24 protein-coding genes are annotated in these 26,671 nt (G+C 66.0%); 16 read left to right on the forward strand and 8 right to left on the reverse strand.

Annotated elements, in window-relative coordinates; genetic code table 11:
- Positions 1–130 precede the first annotated feature (130 nt).
- From SR870_RS23400 to SR870_RS23465, 14 genes are all read left to right on the forward strand, one after another.
- Complete coding sequence (locus SR870_RS23400; RefSeq protein WP_322515882.1) at positions 131–343, forward strand: hypothetical protein; 213 nt, start codon at positions 131–133, stop codon at positions 341–343.
- A gap of 211 nt (positions 344–554) precedes the next feature.
- Positions 555–1,907 (forward strand): phosphoglucosamine mutase, encoded by a 1,353-nt coding sequence (gene glmM / locus SR870_RS23405; RefSeq protein ID WP_322515883.1) that lies wholly within the window; start codon positions 555–557, stop codon positions 1,905–1,907.
- A 182-nt stretch (positions 1,908–2,089) separates the two neighbouring features.
- Complete coding sequence (locus SR870_RS23410) at positions 2,090–3,352, forward strand: MFS transporter (RefSeq protein WP_322515884.1); 1,263 nt, start codon at positions 2,090–2,092, stop codon at positions 3,350–3,352.
- A gap of 511 nt (positions 3,353–3,863) precedes the next feature.
- Positions 3,864–4,706, forward strand: a complete 843-nt coding sequence (locus SR870_RS23415) for an outer membrane protein (RefSeq protein WP_322515885.1) — start codon at positions 3,864–3,866, stop codon at positions 4,704–4,706.
- A gap of 142 nt (positions 4,707–4,848) precedes the next feature.
- Positions 4,849–5,646 carry an outer membrane protein gene (locus SR870_RS23420; protein ID WP_322515886.1) on the forward strand — a complete coding sequence of 266 codons (798 nt, stop codon included), beginning with the start codon at positions 4,849–4,851 and terminating at the stop codon, positions 5,644–5,646.
- 71 nt (positions 5,647–5,717) lie between these two features.
- A complete protein-coding gene (locus SR870_RS23425) occupies positions 5,718–6,311 on the forward strand; it encodes a glutathione S-transferase family protein (protein WP_322518355.1) in 594 nt (197 codons plus the stop codon).
- Positions 6,312–6,489: 178 nt separating this feature from the next.
- A complete protein-coding gene (locus SR870_RS23430; RefSeq protein WP_322515887.1) occupies positions 6,490–7,014 on the forward strand; it encodes a PAS domain-containing protein in 525 nt (174 codons plus the stop codon).
- On the forward strand, positions 6,989–8,293 hold the full coding sequence (locus SR870_RS23435; RefSeq protein ID WP_322515888.1) for a methyl-accepting chemotaxis protein: 1,305 nt from the start codon (positions 6,989–6,991) through the stop codon (positions 8,291–8,293). The genes SR870_RS23430 and SR870_RS23435 overlap by 26 nt, the downstream gene beginning before the upstream one ends.
- Before the next feature lie 340 nt (positions 8,294–8,633).
- Positions 8,634–8,912: a hypothetical protein gene (locus tag SR870_RS23440; protein ID WP_322515889.1), complete on the forward strand. Its 279-nt coding sequence runs from the start codon at positions 8,634–8,636 to the stop codon at positions 8,910–8,912.
- Between the two features lie 257 nt (positions 8,913–9,169).
- Positions 9,170–10,342 (forward strand): phosphoserine transaminase, encoded by a 1,173-nt coding sequence (locus tag SR870_RS23445; RefSeq protein ID WP_322515890.1) that lies wholly within the window; start codon positions 9,170–9,172, stop codon positions 10,340–10,342.
- A gap of 168 nt (positions 10,343–10,510) precedes the next feature.
- Complete coding sequence (serA, locus tag SR870_RS23450; RefSeq protein WP_322515891.1) at positions 10,511–12,100, forward strand: phosphoglycerate dehydrogenase; 1,590 nt, start codon at positions 10,511–10,513, stop codon at positions 12,098–12,100.
- A gap of 188 nt (positions 12,101–12,288) precedes the next feature.
- Positions 12,289–13,974 carry a methyl-accepting chemotaxis protein gene (locus tag SR870_RS23455; RefSeq protein ID WP_322515892.1) on the forward strand — a complete coding sequence of 562 codons (1,686 nt, stop codon included), beginning with the start codon at positions 12,289–12,291 and terminating at the stop codon, positions 13,972–13,974.
- A gap of 201 nt (positions 13,975–14,175) precedes the next feature.
- Positions 14,176–15,861 carry a methyl-accepting chemotaxis protein gene (locus tag SR870_RS23460; RefSeq protein ID WP_322515893.1) on the forward strand — a complete coding sequence of 562 codons (1,686 nt, stop codon included), beginning with the start codon at positions 14,176–14,178 and terminating at the stop codon, positions 15,859–15,861.
- Between the two features lie 173 nt (positions 15,862–16,034).
- Complete coding sequence (locus SR870_RS23465; RefSeq protein WP_322515894.1) at positions 16,035–16,373, forward strand: hypothetical protein; 339 nt, start codon at positions 16,035–16,037, stop codon at positions 16,371–16,373.
- A 153-nt stretch (positions 16,374–16,526) separates the two neighbouring features.
- On the opposite strand, the gene SR870_RS23470 is transcribed toward SR870_RS23465, so the two are convergent.
- A complete protein-coding gene (locus SR870_RS23470) occupies positions 16,527–17,885 on the reverse strand; it encodes an esterase-like activity of phytase family protein (protein ID WP_322515895.1) in 1,359 nt (452 codons plus the stop codon).
- Positions 17,886–18,063: 178 nt separating this feature from the next.
- On the opposite strand from SR870_RS23470, the gene mbfA reads away from it, so the two are divergent.
- On the forward strand, positions 18,064–19,035 hold the full coding sequence (gene mbfA / locus SR870_RS23475) for an iron exporter MbfA (protein ID WP_322515896.1): 972 nt from the start codon (positions 18,064–18,066) through the stop codon (positions 19,033–19,035).
- A 159-nt stretch (positions 19,036–19,194) separates the two neighbouring features.
- Here the strand turns inward: mbfA and SR870_RS23480 are convergent, their stop codons facing one another.
- Positions 19,195–20,100, reverse strand: a complete 906-nt coding sequence (locus SR870_RS23480) for a DMT family transporter (protein ID WP_322515897.1) — start codon at positions 20,098–20,100, stop codon at positions 19,195–19,197.
- 262 nt (positions 20,101–20,362) lie between these two features.
- Positions 20,363–21,208: a metal-dependent phosphohydrolase gene (locus SR870_RS23485; RefSeq protein WP_322515898.1), complete on the reverse strand. Its 846-nt coding sequence runs from the start codon at positions 21,206–21,208 to the stop codon at positions 20,363–20,365.
- Positions 21,209–21,378: 170 nt separating this feature from the next.
- Between SR870_RS23485 and SR870_RS23490 the strand changes: the two genes are divergently transcribed.
- Positions 21,379–21,807: a DUF1330 domain-containing protein gene (locus tag SR870_RS23490; protein ID WP_322518356.1), complete on the forward strand. Its 429-nt coding sequence runs from the start codon at positions 21,379–21,381 to the stop codon at positions 21,805–21,807.
- Positions 21,808–21,823: 16 nt separating this feature from the next.
- Here SR870_RS23490 and SR870_RS23495 read toward each other — a convergent pair whose 3' ends face one another.
- The 5 genes from SR870_RS23495 to SR870_RS23515 form a co-directional block, all read right to left on the reverse strand.
- Complete coding sequence (locus SR870_RS23495; RefSeq protein ID WP_322515899.1) at positions 21,824–22,741, reverse strand: DMT family transporter; 918 nt, start codon at positions 22,739–22,741, stop codon at positions 21,824–21,826.
- 148 nt (positions 22,742–22,889) lie between these two features.
- On the reverse strand, positions 22,890–24,173 hold the full coding sequence (locus SR870_RS23500) for an FAD/NAD(P)-binding oxidoreductase (protein ID WP_322515900.1): 1,284 nt from the start codon (positions 24,171–24,173) through the stop codon (positions 22,890–22,892).
- A 290-nt stretch (positions 24,174–24,463) separates the two neighbouring features.
- Entirely contained in the window at positions 24,464–24,955 is a 492-nt protein-coding gene (locus SR870_RS23505) for a GNAT family N-acetyltransferase (protein ID WP_322515901.1), read from the reverse strand.
- 133 nt (positions 24,956–25,088) lie between these two features.
- Positions 25,089–25,565 carry a Cys-tRNA(Pro) deacylase gene (ybaK, locus tag SR870_RS23510; RefSeq protein WP_322515902.1) on the reverse strand — a complete coding sequence of 159 codons (477 nt, stop codon included), beginning with the start codon at positions 25,563–25,565 and terminating at the stop codon, positions 25,089–25,091.
- Positions 25,566–25,819: 254 nt separating this feature from the next.
- Complete coding sequence (locus tag SR870_RS23515) at positions 25,820–26,644, reverse strand: aldo/keto reductase (protein WP_322515903.1); 825 nt, start codon at positions 26,642–26,644, stop codon at positions 25,820–25,822.
- Positions 26,645–26,671: the final 27 nt, after the last annotated feature.

The raw sequence follows: 26,671 nt of genomic DNA on the forward strand, positions 1-26,671 counted from the left end.
GTCGCGTCCTCTAGCACGCCGCAGCGGCGCGCAACATGGCTCGGAACGCGGTGCCGGCCCGCCGGGGGAACAGCGCTGGTTCCCGCGCGTTCTTTTGCAGACAACCACCGAATGGAGCAGGAGCAACATCATGGCCGCCACCAAGACCGTCGAAAAAACCGTCGAGAAGACCGTCGAAGAGAAGACCGCCGGCACTCCCGTCAAGCACACCAAGGAGGAGAAGGCCGAGCGCGACGACGAGCTCAACGAGGCGCTGGAGGAGTCGTTTCCGGGCTCGGACCCGCTCAGCGTGACCCAGCCGGCGCCTTCCAAGCCGGATGGCGACAGCAAGCGAAAGAGCTGACGAACCCGGCCGATTGCGCCCGGTTTAGTGCTTTATCGCACGTTTTCAACAACTTGTGCCGCGGCTCGAGGTCCGCGGCGCGTAATCTTTCTTTATATTTTTTGAAGGGGGCCCCAATAGAATGGCCGTATAAGCGGTCTGGCCATGGCGGCGTGGGCTGGGATTTCGATCGGCTGCACGCACGAGCCGTGGCGAGGCGGGGGAAAATTTCATGAGCCGCAGATATTTCGGGACCGACGGGATCCGTGGCCGCGCCAACGGGCTGATCACGCCGGAACTGGCGCTGAAGGTCGGGCAGGCGGCTGGTCTGGTGTTTCAGCGCGGCGATCATCGTCATCGGGTGGTGATCGGCAAGGACACGCGACTGTCAGGCTACATGATCGAGAATGCGATGGTGGCCGGCTTCACCTCGGTCGGCATGGACGTGCTGCTGGTCGGCCCGATGCCGACGCCGGCGGTGGCGATGCTGACCAAGTCGATGCGCGCCGACCTCGGGGTGATGATTTCCGCGTCGCACAATATGTTCGAGGACAACGGCATCAAGCTGTTCGGCCCGCTCGGCTTCAAGCTCTCGGACGACGTCGAGAAGCAGATCGAGCAACTGCTCGACGAGCCGATGGACAAGAAGCTGTCGGAGAGCGCCAGCCTCGGCCGCGCCCGCCGCATCGACGGAGTCCACGATCGCTACATCGAATTCGCCAAGCGCACGCTGCCGCGCGACCTCTCGCTCGACGGGCTGCGGGTGGTGGTCGATTGCGCCAACGGCGCCGCCTACAAGGTGGTGCCTGAGGCGCTGTGGGAACTCGGCGCCGACGTGATCTCGATCGGAGTCGAGCCGGACGGCTTCAACATCAACAAGGAATGCGGCTCGACCTCGCCGGAAGCGCTGTGCCGCAAGGTCCGCGAGATGCGCGCCGACATCGGCATCGCGCTCGACGGCGACGCCGACCGCGTCATCATGGTCGACGAGCGTGGCCACGTCGTCGACGGCGATCAGTTGCTGGCGGTGATCGCGCAGAGCTGGAAGGAAGACGGCCGGCTCGCCAAGCCCGGCATCGTCGCCACCGTGATGTCGAATCTCGGGCTGGAGCGCTTCCTCGCCTCCGAAGGCATCGAACTGGTGCGCACCTCGGTCGGCGACCGCTACGTGCTCGAGGCGATGCTGCGGGACGGCTACAATGTCGGCGGCGAAGCGTCGGGCCACATCATCCTATCGGACTACGCGACGACGGGCGACGGATTCGTTGCCGCGCTGCAGGTGCTCGCCGTGGTGCAGAAGCTGCGCCGCCCGGTGTCGGAGGTCTGCCACCGCTTCGATCCGCTGCCGCAGATCCTCAAGAACGTGCGCTATCGCAATGGCCGGCCGCTCGACGACGCCCATGTCCAGGCGGCGATCATCGACGCCGAGAAGCGGCTCAACGGCCACGGCCGCCTGCTGATCCGCCCGTCCGGCACCGAGCCGGTGATCCGGGTGATGGGCGAGGGCGAGGATCGCATCATGGTCGAGGAAGTGGTCGACACCATCGTCGACGCTCTCGGCAATGCCTCGGCCGCAGCCGCGTAGTGATTGCAGTGCGGGACGCGTAGTCCGGCGCATCGGGCCGCAACGCAGCCATCGCGAATTGCGGCTTCCGCCGGCGTCTCCAGCGTTCTAGTTTCATCACGGCCGGCACGATTGCCGGCCGTCTTTCGTTGTCGGCCGCCCGGCTCCTCCCCGGCGCCGCAAAACACCCCGGGAACGCCTCCGTGAACAAGCCTGTCGCCGTCGATGTGGATATCGCCGCTCCGGTCACCACGCCGGATCTGGCGTTGCCGAAGACCACCGCGCCCGCGCCGCCGCCCGCCGGGCCGGCCTATGTCGTGCTCGGCGGCATCAGCTTCTCGCATTTCCTCAACGACACCATGCAGTCGCTGATCCCGTCGGTGTATCCGATCCTGAAGGCGAACTACGCGCTCGACTTCGGCCAGATCGGACTGATCACGCTGGCGTTCCAGTTCACCGCCTCGCTGCTGCAGCCGGTGGTCGGCCACATGACCGACAAGAAGGCGCAGCCGTTCTCGCTGGCGATCGGCATGGGCTCGACCTTCTTCGGCCTGCTGCTGCTCAGCGTCGCCCATTCCTATGCGGTGATCCTGATCGCCGCGGCGATGATCGGGCTCGGCTCGGCGGTGTTTCATCCTGAATCGGCGCGGATCGCGCGGCTCGCCTCCGGCGGGCGCTACGGCATGGCGCAGTCGGTGTTCCAGGTCGGCGGCAATGTCGGCACCGCGCTCGGCCCGGTGCTGGCGGCGCTGATCGTGGTGCCGTTCGGGCAGGGCTCGATCGGCTGGTTCTCGTCGATCGCCTTCGTCGCCATTATCGTGCTGTGGCGGATCGGCCTGTGGTACAAGCCGCAGGTCGCCGCCAAGAAGAAGATGGTGGTGAAGGCGCACCCCGATGCGCCCGGCCGGCGGCGGGTGATGGTCGCGCTCGTCGTGCTGGTGGCGCTGCTGTTTTCCAAGCAGCTTTATATGTCCAGCCTGTCGAGCTACTACACCTTCTACCTGATCGAGAAGTTCCAGGTCTCGACCCAGACCGCGCAGATGTTCTTGTTCATCTTCCTCGCCGCCACCGCGGCCGGGGTGTTCTTCGGCGGCCCGCTCGGCGATCGCTTCGGCCGCCGCTACGTGATCTGGTTCTCGATCCTTGGCACGCTGCCGTTCACGCTGGCGCTGCCCTATGTCGGGCTCACCGGCAGCGCGGTGCTGACGGTGTTCATCGGCTTCATCCTGGCGTCGGCGACGCCGGCGATCATCGTGTTCGCGCAGGAACTGATGCCGCACCGCTTCGGCATGATCTCGGGCCTGTTCTTCGGCTTCGCCTTCGGCATCGGCGGTCTCGGCGCCGCGGCGCTGGGCGAGGTCGCCGATCGTCACGGCATCGATTTCGTCTATCAGGTCTGCTCGTTCCTGCCGGTGCTGGGCCTGCTCGCCGTGCTGCTGCCGAAGATGCCGCGCCACGCCCATTGAGGTGCGGTAGAGACGCCCGCCATCACGTCTCCTCGCCGCGTGGCGGGCCATCGTAGATGAAAGTTCGCGGCCGCTGCATCGATCACCCTCCCCTGGAGGGGGAGGGTCGCTCGCGTGAGCGAGCGGGGTGGGGTGGCGAAGAGTTCATCCGCCGTGCCGCGGCTTATCCGCCGTGCCCGCGGCTCACCCCACCCCGGCCCCCAGCCCGCTGAGCGGGCTGCGTGCCGACCCTCCCCCTCAAGGGGAGGGTGAAAACAGCTCCGCTCACCGAATGGTCCACGTTGGCCCGGCGCGGCCCGACCGCTGATCATCGTCAAGGATTTGTTAGTGACTATGAACGCGCGAGCACGCCGCGCGGCGAATGCGTAGTTCCAAAAACGATCGTCGTCACCAAATATCAACCTTAAGAATTAGGGTTAAGTCGTGCTTAAGGAATTGCTGGCATCGTTCAACCATAGGTTTCCGGGTGTGGGGCCTCCGTAACTCATCATTGGACCAGAGGACGAAGCCAATGCGTAGCGTGAAAATGATTCTGGCCGCCGGAGCGGCTTCGATGGTTTGCTCGGCGGCCGTGGCCGCGGATATGCCGATCGCCCCCCCGCCGGCCTACGCGCCGCCGCCGGTCGAGGATTTCGGCGGCTGGTATCTGCGCGGCGATATCGGATTCAGCAACCAGCAGGTCAAGGATCTGCGCTACGGGCGCGAGTCGGCCTATTCGCAGTTGACCTCGTTCGATCAGCAGACGTCTTTCGATGCGGCCGGCATCTACGGCGTCGGCGTCGGCTATCAGTTCAACAACTGGTTCCGCGCCGATGTCGTCGGTCAGTATCGCGGTAATTCCAACTTCAAGGGCACCGATCGCTTCACCGGCACCTCCGGCGGCGTCGCGTATAACGGCATCGACAATTACGGCGCCAGCAAATCCGAATGGCTGGTGATGGCGAACGGCTATGTCGATCTCGGCACCTGGTGGTGCGTGACGCCGTTCATCGGCGCCGGCGTCGGCGCCGCCCGCGTCACCATGGCGAACTTCACCGACACCGGCATCAACAATCTGCCGTTCTCGACCACCAGCTTCGCGAGTGCGCCGACGGCGTCGAAGTGGAACCTGGCCTGGGCGCTCCACACCGGTCTCGCCTACAAGGTCAATCCGAACCTGACGCTCGAACTCGCCTACAGCTATCTCAATCTCGGCGACGGCTACACCGGTGCGCTCTCGGATTTCACCGGCAGGACCACGAACAACAGCTTCAAGTTCAAGGACATCACCTCGCACGACGTCAAGGTGGGCGTCCGCTGGAATCTCGACTCCGCCCCGGCCTACTACCCGCCGCCGCTGATGCGCAAGGGCTGAACCAAGTACCTGTCTTAAGATGTCTTAACGGCGCGGGAGCTTCCCGCGCCGTTTTGTTTTGCGTAGAGACGACGAAAACAACGATTGATTAAGGTTAACAGGCGATGATCGTCGCGTGATCGAGAGTTCAAGGAGCGTGGTGATGCGTCGAGTTCTGATTGCGGCGATTGCGATGACGGCGGCGGCGCACGGCGCACAGGCGGCCGACATGCCGGAGTTCGGCGCGCTCCGCGGCGCGATGGTCGATACGCCCCGCGGCGTGGTCGACTGGCAGGGCTTCTATGTCGGCGGACAGGCCGGCTACGGCGCCTCCGACATGGACTTCACCAATTCGACCCAGGGAGCCGTGGCGAACCTGCTGACCAACACGGTGATCGAAAACACCATGGGCGTCTCGAGCTGGCCGGTGCTCGGCAAGTCGTCGTCGCGCGGCCAGGGTTGGGGCGGCTTCGTCGGCTACAACGCGCAGTGGGACGACGTCGTGCTCGGCATCGAAGCCAACTACATGCACGGAAGCTTCGGCGGCTCCACCTCCGGATACATGGGGCGGATCTTCTCGACCGGCGGCGTGACCTACGACGTCGACTACAACTCCGCGGCCTCGATCAAGGTCAACGACGTCGGCTCGGCCCGGCTGCGCGCCGGCTGGGTGATCGGCAGCTTCCTGCCTTATGCGTTCGGCGGCGTCGCGCTCGGCCAGGCCGACATCATCCGCACCGCGACCATCTCGGGGACCCAGGGTGGGGCCGCTTTCACGCCGCTCACTTCGAGCCAGATTCAGAACAGCCACTTCATCTACGGCTATTCGGCCGGCCTCGGCGTCGACATGATGCTGTATCGCGGCCTGTTCATGCGCGCGGAGTGGGAGTACCAGAAGTTCGCCGCGCCGATCAACACGTCGGTCTCCACCGTTCGCGCCGGCGTCGGCTACAAGTTCTGATCTCCGCGCGGATTGACGAAGCCGTCCGGCACTGATCGACTGCGCCCGCAAACAGGAGCGCGGCGGTGGCGATCAGGATCTACGGCGACCTCAATTCCGGCAATTGCCTGAAGGTGAAGTGGGTGTGCGATGCGCTGGCGTTGCCCTACGAATGGATCGCCGTCGACACGCGGAAGGCCGAGACACGGACGCCGGAATTCCTCGCGCTCAATCCGGCCGGGCAGGTGCCTGTGGTGGTTCTCGACGACGGCCGGCCGCTGGCGCAGTCCAACGCCATCATCCGCTATCTCGGCCGCGACAGCGATTTTGCACCGCGCGACCCCTATCTCGCCGCCAAGATGGACGAGTGGCTGTTCTGGGAGCAGTACAGCCACGAGCCCTACATCGCGGTGTGCCGCTATCAGATGCTGTATCTCGGCAAGCCGGCCTCCGCGCGCGATCCGGCTCGCGTCGAACGCGGCCATGCCGCGCTGGCGCTGATGGACAGCCATCTCGCGGCCTCGCCGTTTCTGGTCGGCGATCGGTGCTCGCTCGCCGACGTCGCGCTGCTGGCCTATACGCGCGTCGCGCCGGAGGGTGGCTTCGCGCTGGACGACTATCCCGCGGTGCGGCGCTGGATCGCCGCAGCCGAACGTGCGCTCGGCCTGCCGGCGGTGCCCGTCTGATCCGGCTTACACCGAGAGCCCGGTTGCATCCCTCGTATTGATACCAATCTGCGGTTTAACCGGAGGGTAATCGCCTGCCATCCATTGTTTACCCCTGATGAATTAGGAAGTCCCGATTGTAAGGATTGCGGCGCGACGATCACCCAGAATCGTTTCGTCCGCCGGGAGGACACAAACAATGGCCAGACCGCCGATCAAGCCGACGGGCATCGAATGCCCGTTCGACGAAGACGAATTGATCGTCTCGAAGACCAACCTCAAGGGTCACATCACCTACGCCAACGACGTCTTCATGCGGTTGTCGAAATATCCACGCGACCAGGTGATCGGCGCGCCGCACAGCATGATCCGTCACCCCGACATGCCGCGCACGATCTTCAAGCTGCTGTGGGACACCATCCAGGAGAAGAAGGAGATCTTCGCCTATGTGGTGAACATGGCGCGCGACGGCGATCACTACTGGGTGTTCGCGCACGTCACGCCGACGCTGGACGCCCAGCACAACGTCATCGGCTTTCACTCCAACCGCCGCAAGCCGGACCGCGCCCAGCTCGCCAAGATCGAGCCGCTCTACGCGCAATTGCGCGAGGAGGAAAATCGCCACCGCAATGCCAAGGACGGCATGATGAGCGGTTATGCAATGCTGACGGACATGCTGAAGAAGCAGGGTGTGGGATATGACGAATTCATCTTCGCTGTCTAAGGCGACGCTGGTTCTGATCGGCGCGATCGTCCTGACGGTCGCGCTCGGCGGCTTGCGATTCTTCGACGGTTCGCTCGGGCCGTTGTGGGAAGCGCTCGGAACCGCGCTCGTCCTCGGCCTGATGGGCGTTGCCCTGTGGCTGACCAGCCGCGCGACGGCTTCGGTTCGCGAGGTCGCGACGGTGTGCGAGAGCGCCAAGCACGGCGATCTGGAGGTCCGTGTGATGGGCCGGCGCGACGGCGGCGAAATCGGCCGGGCGCAGGCCGGCATCAACGACGCGCTCGACATCATCGACGCGTTCGTGCGCGAGGCCTCGGCGTCGATGGACTATGTCAGTCACGGCAAGACGTTCCGAAAGGTGCTGACCCGCGGATTGCCGGGCTCGTTCAGGACCGCCTCGATCACCATCAACAACGCTTCCGACCTGCTGGACAAGAAGGTCCAGGAAGTCGCGCGGGAAGCGCAGTGCTTCGCAGCCGGCATGGACAACGTCGCCGGCATGCTGGCGACCGCTTCCAGCGGCCTGAGAGCCGATGCCGGTGCGATGTCGACCGCGGCGGAGGAGACCAGCCGGCAGTCGGTCGGTGTCGCCTCCGGTGCGGAAGAGGCGTCCGCGAACGTGCAGGCGGTGGCGAGTGCGGCGGAGCAATTGACCGCATCGATCGCCGAGATCTCCCGGCAAATCCAGATGTCGAGTACCAGCACGCAGCAGGCCGTCGAAGAGTCGGCGCAGACCACGCTCAAGATCAAGAATCTGGCGGACGCGGCGCAGCGGATCGGCGACGTGGTCAAGCTGATCACCGCGGTCGCTGCGCAGACCAACCTGCTGGCGCTGAACGCGACCATCGAGGCGGCGCGCGCCGGCGAATCCGGCAAGGGCTTCGCCGTGGTCGCCTCCGAAGTGAAGGCGCTCGCCAGCCAGACCGCGAAAGCGACCGAGGAGATCACCGCCAGCATCGCGGAGATGCAGGCGATCACCGATCAATCGGTCGAGGCGGTGGATGCGATCAGCCGGCGGATCGGCGAGATCAACACGATCGCCGGCACCATCGCCGCGGCGGTGGAGCAGCAGGGCGCCGCCACCCGGGAGATCGCCGGCAATGTGCAGCAGGCGTCGGCGGGCACCGCGTCGGTGTCGTCCAATGTGATCGGCATCAGTCACGCCGCTGCGGACACCGGCGAGATCGCGGTCCGGGTCAACGGCGTCTCGGGCGAGATCTCCGGTCAGGTGGACAAACTGCGCGCAGAGGTCGAGCGATTCCTCGCCAAGGTCGCCTGACGGGAATGCCGATCGGCCGCGCCGGCATCCCGCCGGCACGCGCAGCCGCCGCCAGTACGACCGGAACCGCGTGACCGGACAGCCACCGAGTCCAGCTTCGGAACTCCCGACGATCAGCCCGGCGCGACGCATAGCTCGAGGGCCGGCGCATTGGCACAGGCGCTTCGCCGGGCGGCTGCGCGGCGACGGCCGACTCCACCGGTTGCCACTCCGGCGACTGATTGATGAGCGTGTGGACGCACGGCGTCGGGCTGCGCCACATTGCTGCATCCTCCAAAGGAACGTGCTGCCCCCTTCGTCCGTTGAGTCACCACTAATCGATCCACACAGGGAGGAAAGCATGCAAGCGAAGTTCGGAATCTCGGCTGTCGTCGCAGCGGCGTTGTTGACGTCGACGGCGATCGCATCGGCGCAGACCAGCAGCGGCACGACGACGTTGGACTCACCCAGCAAGGCGGGCGGCGAGTCCGCCTCGCAGGGATCCACGCCGGGCGGCGCGTCCAATGCCGGTTCGGTCACGGCGCCCCCGGAATCGTCGGCGAGCGGCGCAGCGGCCGCCGGTACGACGACGGGCTCGGGGGCCGCGGAAACCCGGTCTCCGCCGTCGCAAGGCAAGTAACAGTTCCATCGACCGGCAGGCGAGCGGTGACAGTGTCGCCGCTCGCTTCGCTGTGCGCAGGGCCGAACTCCGCGTGAGATCGGCAATGGGCTCGCTCTCTCGCGATACGGGTAGACCGCCACGCAGGTCGCCGAGTCCGGCGACGAAAGTCCTATGCGGCCGTTCCGCGAAGTTCCTTGACTTTCTGAGCCAACCGACTATCCCCAGCGGCGGGAAACCTCTCCCCACCGAGAGGCAGCTATCTGGAAGGATAGACGATGACTGTTGCGAAGCCCGCATTGCGGCCCACCACGCCTAATTTCTCCTCCGGCCCCTGCGCCAAGCGCCCCGGATGGACCCCCGAAAATCTCAAGGACGCCCCGCTCGGCCGCTCGCATCGCGCGAAGGTCGGCAAGGCCAAGCTCAAGCTCGCGATCGATCTGACCCGCGAAGTGCTCGAAGTGCCGGCGGACTACAAGATCGGCATCGTGCCGGCGTCCGACACCGGCGCCGTCGAGATGGCGTTGTGGTCGCTGCTCGGCCCGCGTCCCGTCACCACCATCGCCTGGGAATCGTTCGGCGACGGCTGGGTCTCCGACGTCACCAAGGAGCTCAAGCTCAAGGACGTCACCAAGCTCAAGGCGGGCTACGGCGAAATTCCCGACCTCACCAAGGTCGATTGCAACACCGATATCGTCTTCACCTGGAACGGCACCACCTCCGGCGTCCGCGTCCCGAATGCCGACTGGATCGCCGCCGACCGTGAAGGCCTGACGATCTGCGACGCCACCTCGGCCGCGTTCGCGCAAGCCCTGGACTGGGCCAAGCTCGATGTCGTCACCTTCTCCTGGCAGAAGGCGCTCGGCGGCGAGGCCGCGCACGGCATGCTGATCCTGTCGCCGCGCGCCGTGGCGCGTCTGGAGAGCTACACGCCGGCCTGGCCGCTGCCGAAGATCTTCCGCCTCACCAAGGGCGGCAAGCTCAACGAAGGCATCTTCGAAGGTGAGACCATCAACACCCCGTCGATGCTGTGCGTCGAGGACTACATCGACGCGCTGAACTGGGCGAAGTCGGTGGGTGGATTGAAGGGCCTGATCGGCCGCGCCGACGCCAACACCAAGGCGATCACCGACTGGCAGGCGAAGACCCCGTGGGTCGACTTCCTCGCTGCCGATCCGGCGATCCGCTCCAACACTTCGGTCTGCCTCAAGGTCGTCGATCCCGCGATCACCGCTCTGTCGCCAGAGGCCCAGGCGGACTTCGCCAAGAAGCTGGTCGCAGTCGTCGAGAAAGAAGGCGCCGGTTACGATCTCGGCGCCTACCGTGATGCGCCCCCCGGCCTGCGCATCTGGTGCGGCGCCACGGTGGAAACCGCCGACGTCGCGACGCTGACGCAGTGGCTCGACTACGCGTTCGAGACCACCAAGGCCGGTCTGACTCAGGCGGCGTAGTTGGTCACCCTCCCCTGGAGGGGGAGGGTCGACGCACCGTAGGTGCGGCGGGGTGGGGTGACAGCCTCTCCCCGCCCTCGGATTCCAATTTCCATTCTCGACGCTTTCACCCCACCCCGGCGCTACGCGCCGACCCTCCCCCTCAAGGGGAGGGTAAGGAGAAATCCCATGACCGCACCCAAAGTCCTCATCTCCGACGCGCTGTCGGAAGCCGCCGTGCAGATCTTCAAGGATCGCGGCATCGACGTCGATTTCCAGCCGGCTCTCGGCAAGGACAAAGACAAGCTCGCCGAGATCATCGGCAATTACGACGGCCTGGCGATCCGCTCGGCCACCAAGGCGACCGCGAAGATCCTCGAAAAGGCGACCCGGCTGAAGGTGATCGGACGCGCCGGCATCGGCGTCGACAATGTCGAGATCCCGGCCGCGACCGCCAAGGGCGTGATCGTGATGAACACCCCGTTCGGCAATTCGATCACCACCGCCGAGCACGCCATCACCATGATGTTGGCGCTGGCCCGCGAGATCCCCGCCGCCGACGCCTCGACCCAGGCCGGCAAGTGGGAGAAGAACCGCTTCATGGGCGTCGAGATCACCGCCAAGACGCTCGGCGTGATCGGTTGCGGCAACATCGGCTCGATCGCCGCCGACCGCGCGCTCGGCCTGAAGATGAAGGTGATCGCGTTCGATCCGTTCCTGTCGCCGGAGCGCGCCAAGGACATCGGCGTCGAGAAGGTCGAGCTCGAAGAGCTGTTCAAGCGCGCCGATTTCATCACGCTGCACACCCCGCTCACCGACAAGACCAAGAACATCATCGACGCCGCCGCCATCGCCAAGATGAAGAAGGGCGTCCGCATCATCAATTGCGCCCGCGGCGGTCTGGTCGACGAGCAGGCGCTCGCCGAGGCACTGAAGTCCGGCCAGGTCGCCGGCGCCGCCTTCGACGTGTTCTCCGAAGAGCCGGCGACCAGCAACGTGCTGTTCGGCCTGCCCAACGTGATCTGCACCCCGCATCTCGGCGCCTCGACCACCGAAGCGCAGGAGAACGTCGCGCTGCAGGTCGCCGAACAGATGAGCGACTATCTGCTCAACGGCGCGATCACCAACGCCGTCAACTTCCCGTCGATCACCGCCGAGGAAGCGCCGAAGCTGAAGCCGTTCATCGAACTGGCCGAAAAGCTCGGCTCGTTCGCCGGCCAATTGACCGAAACCGGCATCACCAAGGTCACCATCACCTACGAGGGTGAGGTCGCCGAGATGAAGATCAAGGCGCTGACCTCGGCGGTGCTGAGCGGCCTGCTGCGGCCGATGCTGGGCGACATCAACGTCGTCTCCGCGCCGGTGATCGCCAAGGAGCGCGGCATGGTGGTGGACGAAGTCGTCCGCGCCGCCGAGAGCGACTATGAGAGCCTGATCACCCTGACCGTCACCACCGAACAGCAGGAGCGCTCGGTGTCCGGCACCGTCTATGCCGACGGCAAGCCGCGGCTGGTCGACATCAAGGGCATCCGGGTCGACGCCGAGTTCGGCAAGTCGATGATCTACGTCACCAACGAGGACAAGCCGGGCTTCATCGGCAAGTTCGCGAGCCTCTTGGGCGACGCCAAGATCAACATCGCCACCTTCAACCTCGGCCGCCACAGCCAGGGCGGCGACGCCATCGCGCTGGTCGAGATCGACGGACCGGCCCCGGCCGACGTCATCGCCAAGGTGCAGGCGCTGCCGCAGGTGAAGCAGGCGAAGGCGCTGGCGTTCTGAGACTTCCGCCGCATCGATCGGCGAGACACGACGAAATCCCTCCCTCGCGGGAGGGATTTTCCGTTTGGGACTGTGTGGTGGAAGCCACAAACTGTCCAAAGTAACACTATTAAAAGTATCTGCTGCTACCGTCCGACAACCTGAGCCGCGCGCCCGCGCGGTGAAATTTGGTGTGTGGAGACGGTTCGGTGAAACTCAGCAACCTTCGTATTACGCCCAAGATCGGCATTCTGGTGGGTGTCGCTCTGCTCGGCCTGTGCGCGGCCGGTGCCTATGCCGGCGTGATGATGCGCAAGGAATTGCTCGACGCGCGGATCGAACAGGCGAAGTCGATCGCCGAATCGGCGCGCAGCATGGCGATCGGGCTGCAGAAGCAGATCGACGCCGGCGAACTCACCCGCGATGCCGCGCTCGCCGAATTCACCCGCCGGGCCAACACCCTCACCTACGACAACGGCAACGGCTATCTGTTCGCCTACACCAATGAAGGTGTGACTCTGGCGTCGCCGGACAAGAAGGCGCTCGGCACCAATCGCATCGGGACGCCGACCGGTGACCGCTATCTGGTTCGCGAACTGCGCGACGGCGTGCTGGCGAAGGGCCACGTGCTGCTCAACTACGAATTCCGCAAGCCGGGCTCCGAGGAGCTGATCCGCAAGATGTCCTATGCGGTCGAGATCCCCGGCTGGAACGCCTTCGTCGGCACCGGTGCCTATGTCGACGACATCGACGCCAAGGTGAAGCCGGTGGTGTGGATGCTCGGGCTCGGCATCCTGTGCATCGGCGCGGTCTCGTCGCTGATCGCCTGGCTGATCGGCCGCAGCATCACCAAACCGCTCGGCGAACTCGGTGCGCGGATGAAGTCGCTCGCCTCCGGCGAACTCGAAGCGCCGATCCCCGGGATCGCGCGCGGCGACGAGGTCGGCGAGATGGCGAACACCGTTCAGGTGTTCAAGGACAATGCGCTGCGGATTCGCGGGCTCGAACAGCAGGAGGCCGAAGTCAAGCAGCGCGCCGCTGCCGAGCGCGCGACGCTGATGCAGCAGATCGCCGACGACTTCGAGCGCAGCGTCAATGGCGTGGTGCGCAGCGTGGCGGGAGCGACCGCCGAGTTGCAGACGACGGCGCAGTCGATGACCACGACGGCGTCGGACGCCAGCTCGCGCGCCGCCGCGGTCGGCTCCGCATCGGATACGGCGTCGAGCATGGTCGGCACCGTCGCGTCCGCCTCCGAAGAGCTGTCGGCGTCGGTGGCCGAAATCTCTCGTCAGGTGCAGCAGTCGCGCGAGATCGCCAGCAAGGCGGTCGGCGACGCCGAGCGCACCAACGAGACCGTCAAGCTGCTGTCGATCGGCGCCGAGAAGATCGGCGAGGTGGTGCAACTGATTCACTCGATCGCCTCGCAGACCAACCTCTTGGCGCTCAACGCCACCATCGAGGCGGCGCGCGCCGGCGAATCCGGCCGCGGCTTCGCGGTGGTCGCTTCCGAGGTGAAGGCGCTGGCGAGCCAGACCGCGAAGGCGACCGAGGAGATTTCGTCCCAGGTCTCCGCGATGCAGTCCTCGACCGCGACCGCGGTGGAGTCGATCAATCACATCACCTCGACGATCGGCGAGATGAACAACATCACCATGGCGATCTCCTCCGCCGTGGAGCAGCAGGGCTCGGCGACGCGCGAGATCGCCCGCAACATCCAGTCGGTCGCGGCCGGGTCGAGCGAGATCAGCGATCACATCGGCGGCGTCAACGCTGCGGCCTCGGCCACCGGAAGGGCCGCCGCGCAGGTGCTGTCTCACGCCCGCGGCCTCGACGGCCAGTCCGGCGCGCTGCAATCGGCGGTCGACGACTTCCTGGGCAAGGTCCGCGCGGCGTAGTCCGCCGACCCAAGCCATCCCACGCTCCGGGCCGAAAGCCATCCGCCCGGAGCGCCGTCACCGTCGATCCCGACAATTCCGGAGAGGACATGTCGGACGAGTGCTCGGTATTTCTACGCGGTTCCATTTAAACGAGTTGGATACCTGACATCGATACGCATGGGATGACGGCGCGATCCGCGCCGTCTACGGAGTCATCCTGTGCAATTGAGCAATCTTCGCATCACGCCAAAGCTGGGCATTCTCGTCGCTGTCGCGATGCTCGGGCTGCTCGCCGCCGGTGCCTTCGCGGCCTCCATTCTTCAGCGCGAGATGCAGAACGACCGGTTCGAGCAGACCAAGGCCCTGGTCGAGACCGCGCTCAACATGGCGATCGGGCTGCAGAAGCAGGTCGAGGCCGGCAAGATGACGAAGGATCAGGCGATCGCCGAATTCCAGCAGCGCGCCCAGGCGATGACCTATGACGGCGCCAATGGTTACTTCTTCGCCTACAAGATGGACGGCACCACGATGCTGATGGCCGATCCCAAGATGATCGGCACCAACCGGCTCGACATCGAGACCTCCGGCCGCAAGATCGTCCGCGAACTGCGCGACGGCGTCGCCGCCAAGGGCAACGTCACGCTGGTCTACGAATTCAAGAAGCCGGGCGGCGACGAACTGCTCAGCAAAGTGTCGTATGCGGCCGCCATTCCCGGCTGGGACATGTTCGTCGGCACCGGCGTCTATCTCCAGGACATCAACGCCAAGCTGAGACCGATCATGATGTGGCTCGGCGCCGCCATTCTCGGCATCGGCGCGATCGCGTCTCTGGTCGCCTGGTTGATCAGCCGCAGCATCACCAGACCGCTCGGCGCACTCGGCGCGCGCATGCAATCGCTCGCCGAAGGCCGGCTCGAGGCGCCGATCCCCGGCGTCGAGCGTGGCGACGAGGTCGGCGAGATGGCCAAGACGGTGCAGGTGTTTCAGGACAACGCCATCCGCATCCGCGGCCTCGAACAGCAGGAACAGGAAGCGCAACAGCGCGCCGCCGCCGAGCGACGGACGCTGATGGAGAACATCGCTGACGATTTCGAACGCAGCGTCAACGGCGTGGTGCGCAGCGTCGCCGACGCGACCAAGGAAATGCAGGCGACGGCACGATCGATGACGACGACGGCATCCGATGCGAGTTCGCGCGCCGGGGCTGTCGGTGCCGCGTCGGACGCTTCCGCCGGGATGGTCGGCACCGTCGCCTCGGCGTCCGAACAGCTCTCCGCATCGGTGCACGAGATTTCCCGGCAGGTGCAGCAGTCGCGCGAGATCGCCGGCAAGGCGGTCAGCGACGCCGAGCACACCAACGAGACGGTGATGCAGCTCTCGGTCAGCGCCGAGAAGATCGGCGAAGTCGTGCAGCTGATCCATTCGATCGCGTCGCAGACCAATCTGCTGGCGCTCAACGCCACCATCGAGGCGGCGCGCGCCGGCGAATCCGGCCGGGGCTTCGCCGTCGTGGCGTCCGAAGTGAAGGCGCTGGCGAGCCAGACCGCGAAGGCCACCGAGGAGATTTCGGCGCAGGTGTCGGCGATGCAGTCGTCGACCGCCAACGCGGTGCAGTCGATCAGCGGCATCACCTCCACCATCGGTCAGATGAGCGAGATCACCATGGCGATCTCGAGCGCCGTCGAGCAGCAGGGTGCGGCGACGCGCGACATCGCCCGCAACATCCAGTCGGTCGCGGCGGGGTCGAGCGAGATCAGCGGTCATATCAGCGGCGTCAGCGACGCGGCATCCGCGACCGGCGAAGCCGCGTCGCAGGTGCTCGCCCATGCGGGCGAACTGGACGACCAGTCCGATGCGCTGCAATCGGCGGTCGAAGACTTCCTGCAGAAGGTCCGCGCGGCCTGAGCCGAGGCGTCGTCGCGCACGCCCCGCGGCCCGTCGTTTCGAAACAGGGTGCCGTCCGGCTGCGGCGCGCGTCGTTCGGACGCGCTCACGCTCCGTCTTGAACCTCCGGCTCTCGCTGCGCGACTACCTTCTGCTGGGGCGTGCGTCCGCGAGGCGAAACGAGAAGCGACTGTATGCCCATCTTGTTGCAAGGCACCGTCGCCTTCGAACCCGAGTTCGTCGGCAATCTGACCCTCTTGACCCGGACGCTGATCGCGCGCGGGCTCGATCCTGATTGTTTTGTGATCGCCAAGGATATCACGCGCGCACCGACGCTGCCGTTCGTCGGCCCGGTCGCCTACGACTACGCGGTGGACACGGGCGAGACCCGGTTCGTCGTGACCGAAGCCGGCGACGCGCGCTTCCTCGAGGCGTTTCTGCGCTACATCGGCGATGCCGACGAGGCCGCGCCGCCGCTGGTCGAAGGCGGCGTGTTCTCGCGGCTGACGCGGTGGATGTCGCCGCAGATCTGAACGTCGCAGATATTGTCGCCGTGGGAACGACGCGGCAATGAAGCTCTCTTCTCGCAAGAGAGGGGGCCTTTCGACGGACCTGTCCGGCGAAAGGCGGGGGAGGGGTTGCGTCCCAGGAGTCGCAACCCCTCGCCCGACGTCGTTGGTCGCGTGTTACTTCGCCTTCAGGAAATCGGCGACTTCGAGCAGCACGAATTCGTTGTCGTCGGCCTTGTTGGGATCGCGGCTCGACGAGAACGGCAGGTTGTTGTCGTTGCCGACGATGATGTGGCGGTCGTCGACCTTGTCGACGTTCTCGATGGTGAAGAACGGGAACGCCAGCGCGCCGTCGGTCAGCGGCTTCTTCGCCTTCTTGTCCGGATCGCGGATCTTCAGCAGGTCGATATAGCCGACCTTGCGCACCGGCATGCCGGCGCTGGCGTCGGTCAGCTCGATCTTCACGATCCGCTTGAATTTCGGCAGGTCCGGGAAGCAGTCGGTGCCGCGGGTGCCGGCGGCGCAGGCCTTGTCGGGCGTGCCTTCGCCGTCGTCGCGCTCGATGATCAGGCCGTGGGTGGCGTCGATCATGTTGAAGTCGCCGATGGCGTGGCCGTTCTGCTCGAAGACGTATTTCCAGGAGCGGCCGGTGAACTTCTTCTGCGCGACGTCGAATTCGAGAATCCGCGCGGCTTCCTTGCCGTCGACCTTCTCCCAGTCCTTCTTCTCGGCGTCCCACAGCGGGCCTTCGAGCAGGCCGTAGAGATATTTGCCGTCCTTCGACGCGGCGAAGCCCTCGTAGCCCTTGGAGCGCTTCAGGTTGACGGCGGCGTTGTAGCTGGCGCCGGGCGCGCCGGGCGACTGCACCGACCAATGATCGGGCGACTTCACCGGCTTGCCGTCGGCGGTGGTCTCGTGGACGCCGAGCACCTTGCCGGTCATGTCGGTTTCGATCAGGTAGGGGCCGAATTCCTCGCCGATCCAGATGCGGTCGCCGATGATCTGGAAGCCTTCGGTGTCGAGATCGGCGCCGGTCAGATAGCGCTTGTCGGTGTTCTCGTGAACGATGCGGAACGGCACCTTCTTGTCGGGGTCGTGCAGGAACACGGTGGCGACGCGGTCGACCTTGTTGCCGGCCCAGTCCATCTTGAGGTGGCTGAGAAACAGCATGGCGTCGGCCGAATTGTAGCGCGAGCCGAAGCCGTTGTCGGTCAGCACCCAGAAGCTGCCATCGGGCATGGTCTTGATGCCGGAATGGCCCTGCAGCGGCTGGCCCTTGAACGGCAGCGACACGCCGGTCGGGCGCTCCTTGGATTTGCCCATCACGGTGCCGACGGCGTCGACCCGCTTGCCGGTGGTGTACTTGCCGGCGTTCTTGAGATCGGTGGGCGCATCCGCCGGCGCGTCGATGAAGGATTCCGCCGGCAGCACGGCGTGGCCGGCGAGGGTCGCCGGGAATTCGCCTTCGGATTGCGCCAGCGCGGCAGACGACGCCAGCGCCAGAATCGCCACGGAACCAAGCAGCAGTTTTCGCATGGGGAGCCTCCTGTGTTTGAGCCGGACTTGTGGCGGGGCCGGATCACAGGCCGCTGACGGTTCGGTGAAACCGCGGTGACGGCCGATGCGGCGCATTGCCGGCCGAGAGGGCCGCTTTGACAGCCGGGCGGACCAGGACTACAGATTAGAATCATTCTAAAATTTGTAGAGACAGCAGATGAAGGCGTTTTCCGACCTGACCGAACGCGAAATCCTCGCGGTGGCGATCGCCGGTGAGGAGGAGGACAGCCGGATCTATCTCGCCTTCGCCGAGGATCTCGCCGAGCGCTATCCGGATTCCGCGCGCGTGTTCACCGAGATGGCGCAGCAGGAGAAGGGCCATCGCCACATGCTGCTGCGGCTTTACGAGGAGCGCTTCGGTTCCGATCTGCCGCCGGTCCGGCGCGGCGACGTCAAGGGATTCATCAGGCGCCGGCCGATCTGGCTGACGCGAAACCTGCCGCTCGAGCGCATCCGCAAGGAAGCCGAGACCATGGAGTTCGAGGCGCAGCGCTTCTACGAGCGCGCCGCCGAACGCGCCACCGACGTGCACATCCGCAGGCTGCTCACCGACCTCGCCGAATTCGAGAAGCGCCACGAGCAGCGCGCGGCGCAGCTCACCGACAAGATTCTCACCCCCGACGCCCGCAGCGCCGAGGACCACACTGCGCGGCGGATGTTCGTGCTGCAATACGTCCAGCCGGGCCTCGCCGGGCTGATGGACGGCTCGGTGTCGACGCTGGCGCCGCTGTTCGCCGCCGCCTTCGCGACGCATCAGAACTGGCCGACCTTCCTGGTCGGCCTCGCCGCCTCGATCGGCGCCGGCATCTCGATGGGCTTTGCGGAGGCTCTATCCGACGACGGCTCGATGACCGGCCGCGGCTCGCCCTGGCTGCGCGGCGGCATCTGCGGGCTGATGACCACGATCGGCGGCCTCGGCCACACGCTGCCTTATCTGGTTCCCGACTCCTGGGCCAACGCCTTCTGGATCGCCACCGCGATCGCCGGCGTCGTGGTGTTCGTCGAACTCTGGGCGATCGCCTACATCCGCGCCAGGTACATGGACACGCCGTTCCTGCAGGCGGTGTTCCAGATCGTGCTCGGCGGCGTCATCGTGCTGGCGGTGGGAATATTGATCGGTGGCGCGTAGGAGGCGGGCGAAGTCAGCGCCACCAGCGCTATTGAAAGTGCATTCCCTCGCCCCAAGCACGGCGAGCTCCCTCGCCCCGCTCTTGCGGGGAGAGGGTTCGGGTGAGGGGCGACGCGAGTCGCAGCCGCTCGGCCGTGTCGCGGCGTCTTCTTGCCCCGCTCATCGCCTTGCCGCGATGAACACGCCGGCGACCACCATCGCGTAGCCGGCGAGGTGAAACAGCTCCGGCTTCTCGCCGAGCAGCACGATCGCCATCACCGAGCCGAACACCGGCATCAGATGCAGGAACGGCGCGGAGCGGTTCGGCCCGATCAGCTCGACGCCGCGGTTGAAGCACAGATAGGCCAGCGCCGACGGGAAGATGACGACATAGGCCAGCGCCGACGCGGTGATCCAGTCGGCGCTCGGCCGGACGCCGGCGGCGAACTCCGCCACGGCGAACGGCAACAGCAGCAGCGCGCCACCGCCGGTGGTGACCACGAGCAGCGACAGCGGATGCGTCACCGGCCGCTTCGGCATCATCGCCGAATACAGCCCGAACGCGCACAGCGCGCCCGCCACCATCAGGTCGCCGCGGTTGAGGTCGATGCCGGCCAAAGCCATCAGGTCGCCGCGCAGGATGATGGTGAGCACGCCGAGCAGCGACAGCGCGATGCCGAGCGTCTGCATCCAGCTCAGCCGCACCCCGAACAGCAGCAGCGACCACAGCGCCACGAACAGCGGCCCCGACGATTGCATCAGCAGCGCGTTGAGCGCCTGGGTGAATTGCAGGCCCCAATAGGCCAGCGCGTTGTTGATCGCAAAGCCGGTCGCCGACAGCACGATCATCAGGACCCAATGCGCGCGGAGCCTGCGCCAGTCGCGCTTCAGATGCGGCCAGGCGAACGGCAGCAGCAACAACATCGCGCCGACCCATCGCACGCAGGACAGCGTCACCGGCGGCACATGCCCGGCGACGGCGCGCGCCAGCACGATATTGCCCGCCCAGAACAGCGAGGTCAGGCTGAGCAGCAGATAGGGCTGGTTGGCGAGCCAGCCGAAGGCCGTGCGGAACAGGGGGATCAAGCGGGGCGATCTGTTCGAGTGAGGCGCAGCCACGTCGAGTGAGGCGCAGCCATGCCCGAAAACCGAGCCCCGGCAAAGAGCCACCGCGGAATGCAGGGCATGCATGGGCCCCCTCCACGCTCCGTCATTCCGGGGCGCGCGCAGCGCGAACCCGGAATCCCGCGCAGTTCATCCTCGGCAGCGCGGATCACCTCTGGATTCCGGGTTCACGCGCCGACGCGCGTGCCCCGGAATGACGCGCTTGGGGCGAGCGCGGCCACCGTTACTTCTGCGGGCCCGACAACCGGATGTCGCGTTCGGCGCGGAACACGTTGCTGTAGAGGCTGGCGATCCATTGCTGGCCGCCGGCGGTGGCGTTGAGGTAGCGGATCGCGGTCTGCACGTGCGGCGCGACGCTGTTCCAATAGAACTGCGGGTACAGATTGATCAGGTCGGCCGGCGAGCCGTAGCCGAGCTGGCGGTTGAGGCCCGCTTCCTCGAATTCGTGGTACAGCGCGTTGGCCTTGCGGATATAGGCGGGGTCGCCGAGCTGGCCGATCAGATCGGCGGCGCGCAGCAGCGCCGCGTCCTCGCCGCATTGTTCGCCATCGGCCGGCATCTGCGGCGGAAACCGCGTGCCTTCGATCGCGCAGGCGATCCGCCCGGCGTCGAGCTCCGCGATGCCGCCGATCCGCTGCTTCACGAACAGCTTCGAGCGGTCGACGTGCCACGGCAGCATCGAGGCGTCGGAGGCGCCGCGCGGCAGCGTCGTCCGGCGCCCGCCGGCATCGATCACATAGCCGTCCTCGCCGTCGTCTTCGAACAGGCCGCGGACATAGCCGATGTCGTGGGTGAGGCAACCGATGATCAGATGCGCGTAGTCCTGCGCCGGGACATGGGTGTACAGCGCGCGGCCGCGCAGGATGTGATGGCCGGCCAGCGTCACCAGCATGGTGTGCTCGACATTGTGATACAGCGCGTCGCTGTTGCCGATGCACTCCAGCGCCATTCGCGCCACCGACGGCACGATCTCGGCGAGATGCGCCTCGGACGCGCCGTAGCGCTGGCGCATGTATTTGCCGAGGAAGTCGCCGAGCGCGTCTGCGGCCAGTGTCGGAACCGTGATCATGATGGTCGTCCAATGCAACCGTCGCATTGTTCCACGAAACGCCGGGGGGCGGCAATCGCAGCGATGCCGCAGTCGCGTGCGGCGTCAGAAATCGCTACCGTCTCGCCGCCGGCGGCGGCATGCTGGTCGGCAATGACGGCCGGCAGCCGGTCGATTGCAAGGGAGTGACAATGGGCATCGAGCAATTGAACATCGAGGGTCTGAAGGAGCTGGATCGCGAGGACCGCGGGCCTGTGGTGATGGTCAATCTGATGCGGTTCAACGAGAGCGCGGCCGACGGCAGCGGCTCCGGCTGGGATGCCTATCTGCGCTACAGCGTGCTGACGGTGCCGATGATCAAGGCGCGCGGCGGCACGCTGCTGTGGACCGGCAACGCCAAGGCGGTCGCGTTCGGCCACGACGACGGCCGGCATTGGGACTATCTGGCGCTGGTCTACTACCCGTCGATCGACGCGTTCCTCGGGATGATGAACTCGCCCGAATACGAACTGCAGTGCGCCCCGCTTCGCCACGCCGCCTGCGCCGATCATTTGATCATCTGCACGCGCGAAGCCTACAGCAAGTTCGGCATCGCGGCGCCGCGGCAGGAGAATCTGTGATCGAATCGGCGCGTCCTCACGCAGCCGTTTTCGGCTTCCGCGCCGCGACGATCACGCCGGTGAGCACCAGCGCGTAGCCGGCGGCGTGGTAGAGGTGGGGCCGTTCGCCGAGGAACAGGATCGCCATCGCCGAGCCGAACACCGGGATCAGATGGAAGAACGGCGCCGAGCGGTTGGCGCCGATCAGCCTGACGCCGCGATTGTAGCACAGATAGGCGAGGATCGACGGGAACAGCACGACGTAGCCGAGCGATCCCAGATTGGCGAGGCTGAGCTCCGGGCCGGACCGCACCGTCAGCTCCCAGCCGACCAGCGGGATCAGGAACAGCGCGCCGCAGCCGAAGCTGAAGGCGAGGAACGACAGCGCGTGCATCGACGGACGGCGCTGCGTCAGCGCGGTGTACAGCCCGAACACCGCCATCGCGGCGACGAACATCAGGTCGCCGCGATTGAGATCGATCGCCGCGAGCTGGGCGATGTCGCCGTGCAGGATGATCACCACGACGCCGACCATCGACGTCATGATGCCGAGCGCCTGCGTCAGCGTCAGCCGGATGCCGAGCACGATCAGCGCCCAGACCGCCACGAACAAAGGTCCGGTCGACTGCAGCAGCAGGATGTTGATCGCGGTGGTGTATTGCAGCGCGGTGTATTGCAGCGTGTTGAAGGTCGAGATGCCGATGATCGAGATCGCGATCATCAGCCCGAGATGCCGGCGGATCACGCCCCAGTCCGCAATCAGATGCCGGGCGGCGAACGGCAGCACGATCAGGAACGCGCAGGCCCAGCGCAGGAACGACAGCGTCACCGGCGGAAAATGCCCGGCGGCGGCGCGGCCGACGATGGCGTTGCCGGCCCAGAACAGCGACGTCAGGCTGAGCAGGAGATAAGGCTGGTCGGCGAGGCGCGCGAAGAGGCGGGGAGCGGAGGGCACGATCTCTGTTCTGCTGAAACGGGAGGCGACTTCTGCCTAAAATTTCCTCCGCCGCAAGTCCGCCCGCCGGATGGATGCCATGCGGGCGCGTTTCCCGCCGGCCGCGTCGCGCCCGACGCAGCCGCGCAGCCCGGCCGGAACCGTGCGATCAGACCTGTTCGGTCTTCTTCAGCTTGCCGATGCCGAGGATGTCGAGCATCGCCTTCTCGTAGAAGGTGTCGCTCTCGCCGCGGCTCATCTTGCGCAGAAAATACTTCTCGAACGCGATCTTGGCGTTGTGCACCCAGGCGCCGGACGACGACCAGTTGACGTTGCGCGGCGGCAGTTGCGGCTGCGCCACGAAGGCGACGCCGGAATCGCCGAAATCGGCGAGACAGACCGCGTTCCAGGTCGCCTGATGGGTCGGCTCCTGGCCGTCGAGCAGCTGGCGGATGTTGTGCGCCGTCGCGGTCACCATGGATTCGATCATGAAGCCGGTCTTCGGCACGCCGCACGCCACCGGCGTCGGGCCCATCGGCGGGATCGCGACGCAGACGCCGATCGCGAACACGTTGCGATATTTCGGATTGCGCTGGTGGTCGTCGATCAGCACGAAGCCGCGCGGATTGACCAGCCCGTCGATGCCGCGCAGCGGCGCGATGCCGCGGAAGCCGGGGATCAGCATCGAATAGCCGAACGGCAGTTCCGTGGTCTTCTTCACCGAGCCGTCGTCGGCGATCTCTTCCACCGTCATCTTGCCGGGCTCGATCCTGGCGACGCGGCTGTTGGTCATGAACTTGATGTGGTGCTGGCGCATCTCGCTTTCGAGCAGCGTCTTGGTGTCGCCGACGCCGTCGAGGCCGAGATGGCCGATATAGGGCTCCGGCGTGATGAAGGTCATCGGCACCCGGTCGCGGATCTTGCGGCGGCGCAGTTCGGTGTCGAGGATGAAAGTGTATTCGTAGGCCGGGCCGAAGCAGGACGCGCCCTGCACCGCGCCGGTGATGATCGGGCCGGGATTCTTGCAGAACTGCTCGAATTTCTCGGATGCCTCGATGGCGTGATCGACGTGGCAGACCGACGACGTGTAGCCGTCGGGGCCGAGCCCTTCGATCTCGTCGAAGGCGAGTTCGGGGCCGGTGGCGATCACCAGGAAATCGTAGTCGACGACGCTGCCGTCGGCGAGCTCGACGCGGTTGTTGTCGGGATCGACCTTGGTGGCCGGCACCGGCCGGTAGTCGATGCCGCGGCGCTGGAACACCGGCGCGAGATCGACCTCGATGGCGTCGCGCGTCCGCCATTTCACCGCGACCCACGGGTTCGACGGCACGAAGTGATAGATCGGATCCTTGGTGACGACGGTGATGGTGTCGTCGCGGCCGAGCAGGTCCTTCATCTCGTAGGCCATCACGACGCCGCCGAGGCCGGCGCCCAGAATCAGAACATGTGCCATCGAACCGTCTCCTTCCGGCCGCCGGCAGCAGGATGCCGAGGCGATGTGGTTTCCTCAGGTCCGGCGTGTTGTCGCCGCTGTTCGTTCGATCGCGGCGTCGCATCGGGGGCGCGTCGCGTATTATCTTCATACATTCGTATATTCGAATTATGTCAGATATTACCGAAGCCGCAACCTTTATTTCGATGCGTGCCGGGCGCGCATCGCAGCAATCGGGCGCCACGCATCCGCGGCGCCCGGATTTGATCCGGGATGTCCTGATCTTGGGTCGGCTCTGGCCGCCGTCGGCGCTACGCCGCGGTGATCTGCGGGCTGTTGTCGAGCACCGCGAGGGTGGTGTCGCCGATCTGGCGCAGATCGCTGGTGAAGCGCGCCGCCAGCGCCTGCATCGGGGCGTTGGATTTCAGGCACTGCATCTCGATCCGCAGCACGCCGCGCCGGCGCGCCTCCTCGATCATCGCCGCCATCAGTAGCCCGCCGATGCCCCGGCAGCGCCAGTCGTCTTCGACGCTGAAGGCGGCTTCGGCGCCGTGCTGCGCGCGGTCGGTTTCGAGCAATTCGCAGGCGCCGCGCACCTCGTCGTCCTCGACATAGCCGACCACCGCGCGGCCGTCGGACAGGGCCGCGCCGGCGTGAAACAGCACGTGGAAGTCGGAGACCTCCTCGAAGAACCGCATCCGCCGCGCCGCCGGATCGAGCCGCACCAGATGATTGCAATAGCGGTCGGTGTCGGCAGGTGCGAGTGCGCGAACCTGCCCGCGCGGGGCGACCGTTGCCGTCATGATGAGGTCCTCTGGCGAAGCAGCCGGAATCATAGACCCCGGGCGGCGCGATGCAAACCTGGTAACGCGCGGTCGCGGCCGAGAACGCGCAAGTGACAAGTAGCAATTTACCGGTGGATGCGCGGTCGCAATGTCAGTCCGCGGCGATCGGCTTCGCCACCGCACCGAGCGCCTTCACCGCCTCGCGCGGATCGATCTCGATCTGCAGTCCGCGCTGGCCGCCATTGAGATACACGGTGACTTCAGTGAGCGCCGCCTCGTCGATCGCCACCGGCACCCGCTTCTTCTGGCCGAACGGCGAGATGCCGCCGACATGATAGCCGGTCAGCCGCTCGGCGTCGGCCGGCTTCATCATCCTGGCGCTCTTGCCGCCGAGCGCGCTGGCGAGCTTCTTCATGCTGACCTCGCGATCGGAGGCGATCACCGCGCAGACCGGCCTGCCGTCGAGTTCGGCCATCAGCGATTTCAGCATCCGCCGCGGCTCGACGCCGAGCGCGGCGGCGGCCGCCAGCCCGATCGACTCCGCGTCGGGATCGTAATCGTAACTATGCAATTTGAAGACGACGCCGAGCTTGTCGAGCGTCTGCGTGGCGCGGGTGGATTTGGACATGGTGGTCGACCGATCGGTATGCGGCTCTCGCGCCGCGGCGTTGACGTAGCAGATGCAGCGCTCGGCAGGCAATCGCCGGCCGTATCAGCCACGAGCCCGTCATTCCGGGGCACGCGCGGTAGCGCGTGAACCCGGAATCCCGCGCTGTTCTGCGATGCTACGCCGCCCCCATGTCGGGATTCCGGGTTCGCTCGCTCGCGCGAGCGCCCCGGAATGACGGTGGCGTGGCGGGGCCTACCGTCGCAGCGGGCGTGCTACTCCTTGTCCCATTCCGGCGAGAACGCCGGCTTGACGAAGCGCTGGTCCTTCGGGAGCTTGGCGATCAGCGCGCGATCGTCCTGGTCGAGCTTGATCTTCAGCGCGTCGAGATTGCTCCTCTGGCTGGCTTCGCTGCGCGCCTTCGGAATCGCCATCACGCCGTCCTGTTCGAGCAGCCAGGCCAGCGCGATCTGGGCGGCGGTGGCGTCGTGCTTGTCGGCGATTTGCTGCAACTCCGGCATGGCGGCGAGCCGGCCCTGCGCCAGCGGCGCATAGGCGGTCAGCGGCACGCCTTTGCTCTGCATATAGGGCAGCAGCGTCTTCTGGCCGAGCAGCACGTGATACTCGACCTGGTTGCAGGCGATCGGCGCCCCGATCTCCTCGATGGCCTGTTTCAGCAGCGCGAGCGGGAAATTGCAGACCCCGATGGCGCGCGCGCCGCCTGCGTCCTTGATCCGCATCAGCGCCTCCAGGGCGCTCGCGAGGTTCATGTCGGGCGCCGGCCAATGGATCAGATAGAAGTCGACATAGTCGGTCTTCAGCTTGGCGAGGCTCTGGTCGAACGCCTTGCGGATCGCCTCGGGCGCGAGGTTCTGCCACCACACTTTGGTGGTGAGGTGGATCTGGTCGCGCGGGACCTCGGTGTCTTCGAGCGCGTCGCCGACGAAATCCTCGTTGGCGTACATCTCGGCGGTGTCGATGTGGCGATAGCCCATCGAAAGCGCGCTCAGCACCGCGGCGTGGCAGTCCTTGCCCTGCAGCTTGAAAGTGCCGAGCCCGAGCCGGGGCACGTTCAGGCCCTGAGTCTGGATTGTCTGCATGTTTGGTCCTGCGATTTGCCTTCGGAG

The sequence above is a fragment of the Rhodopseudomonas palustris genome, from assembly GCF_034479375.1.
Classification (GTDB): domain Bacteria; phylum Pseudomonadota; class Alphaproteobacteria; order Rhizobiales; family Xanthobacteraceae; genus Rhodopseudomonas; species Rhodopseudomonas palustris_M.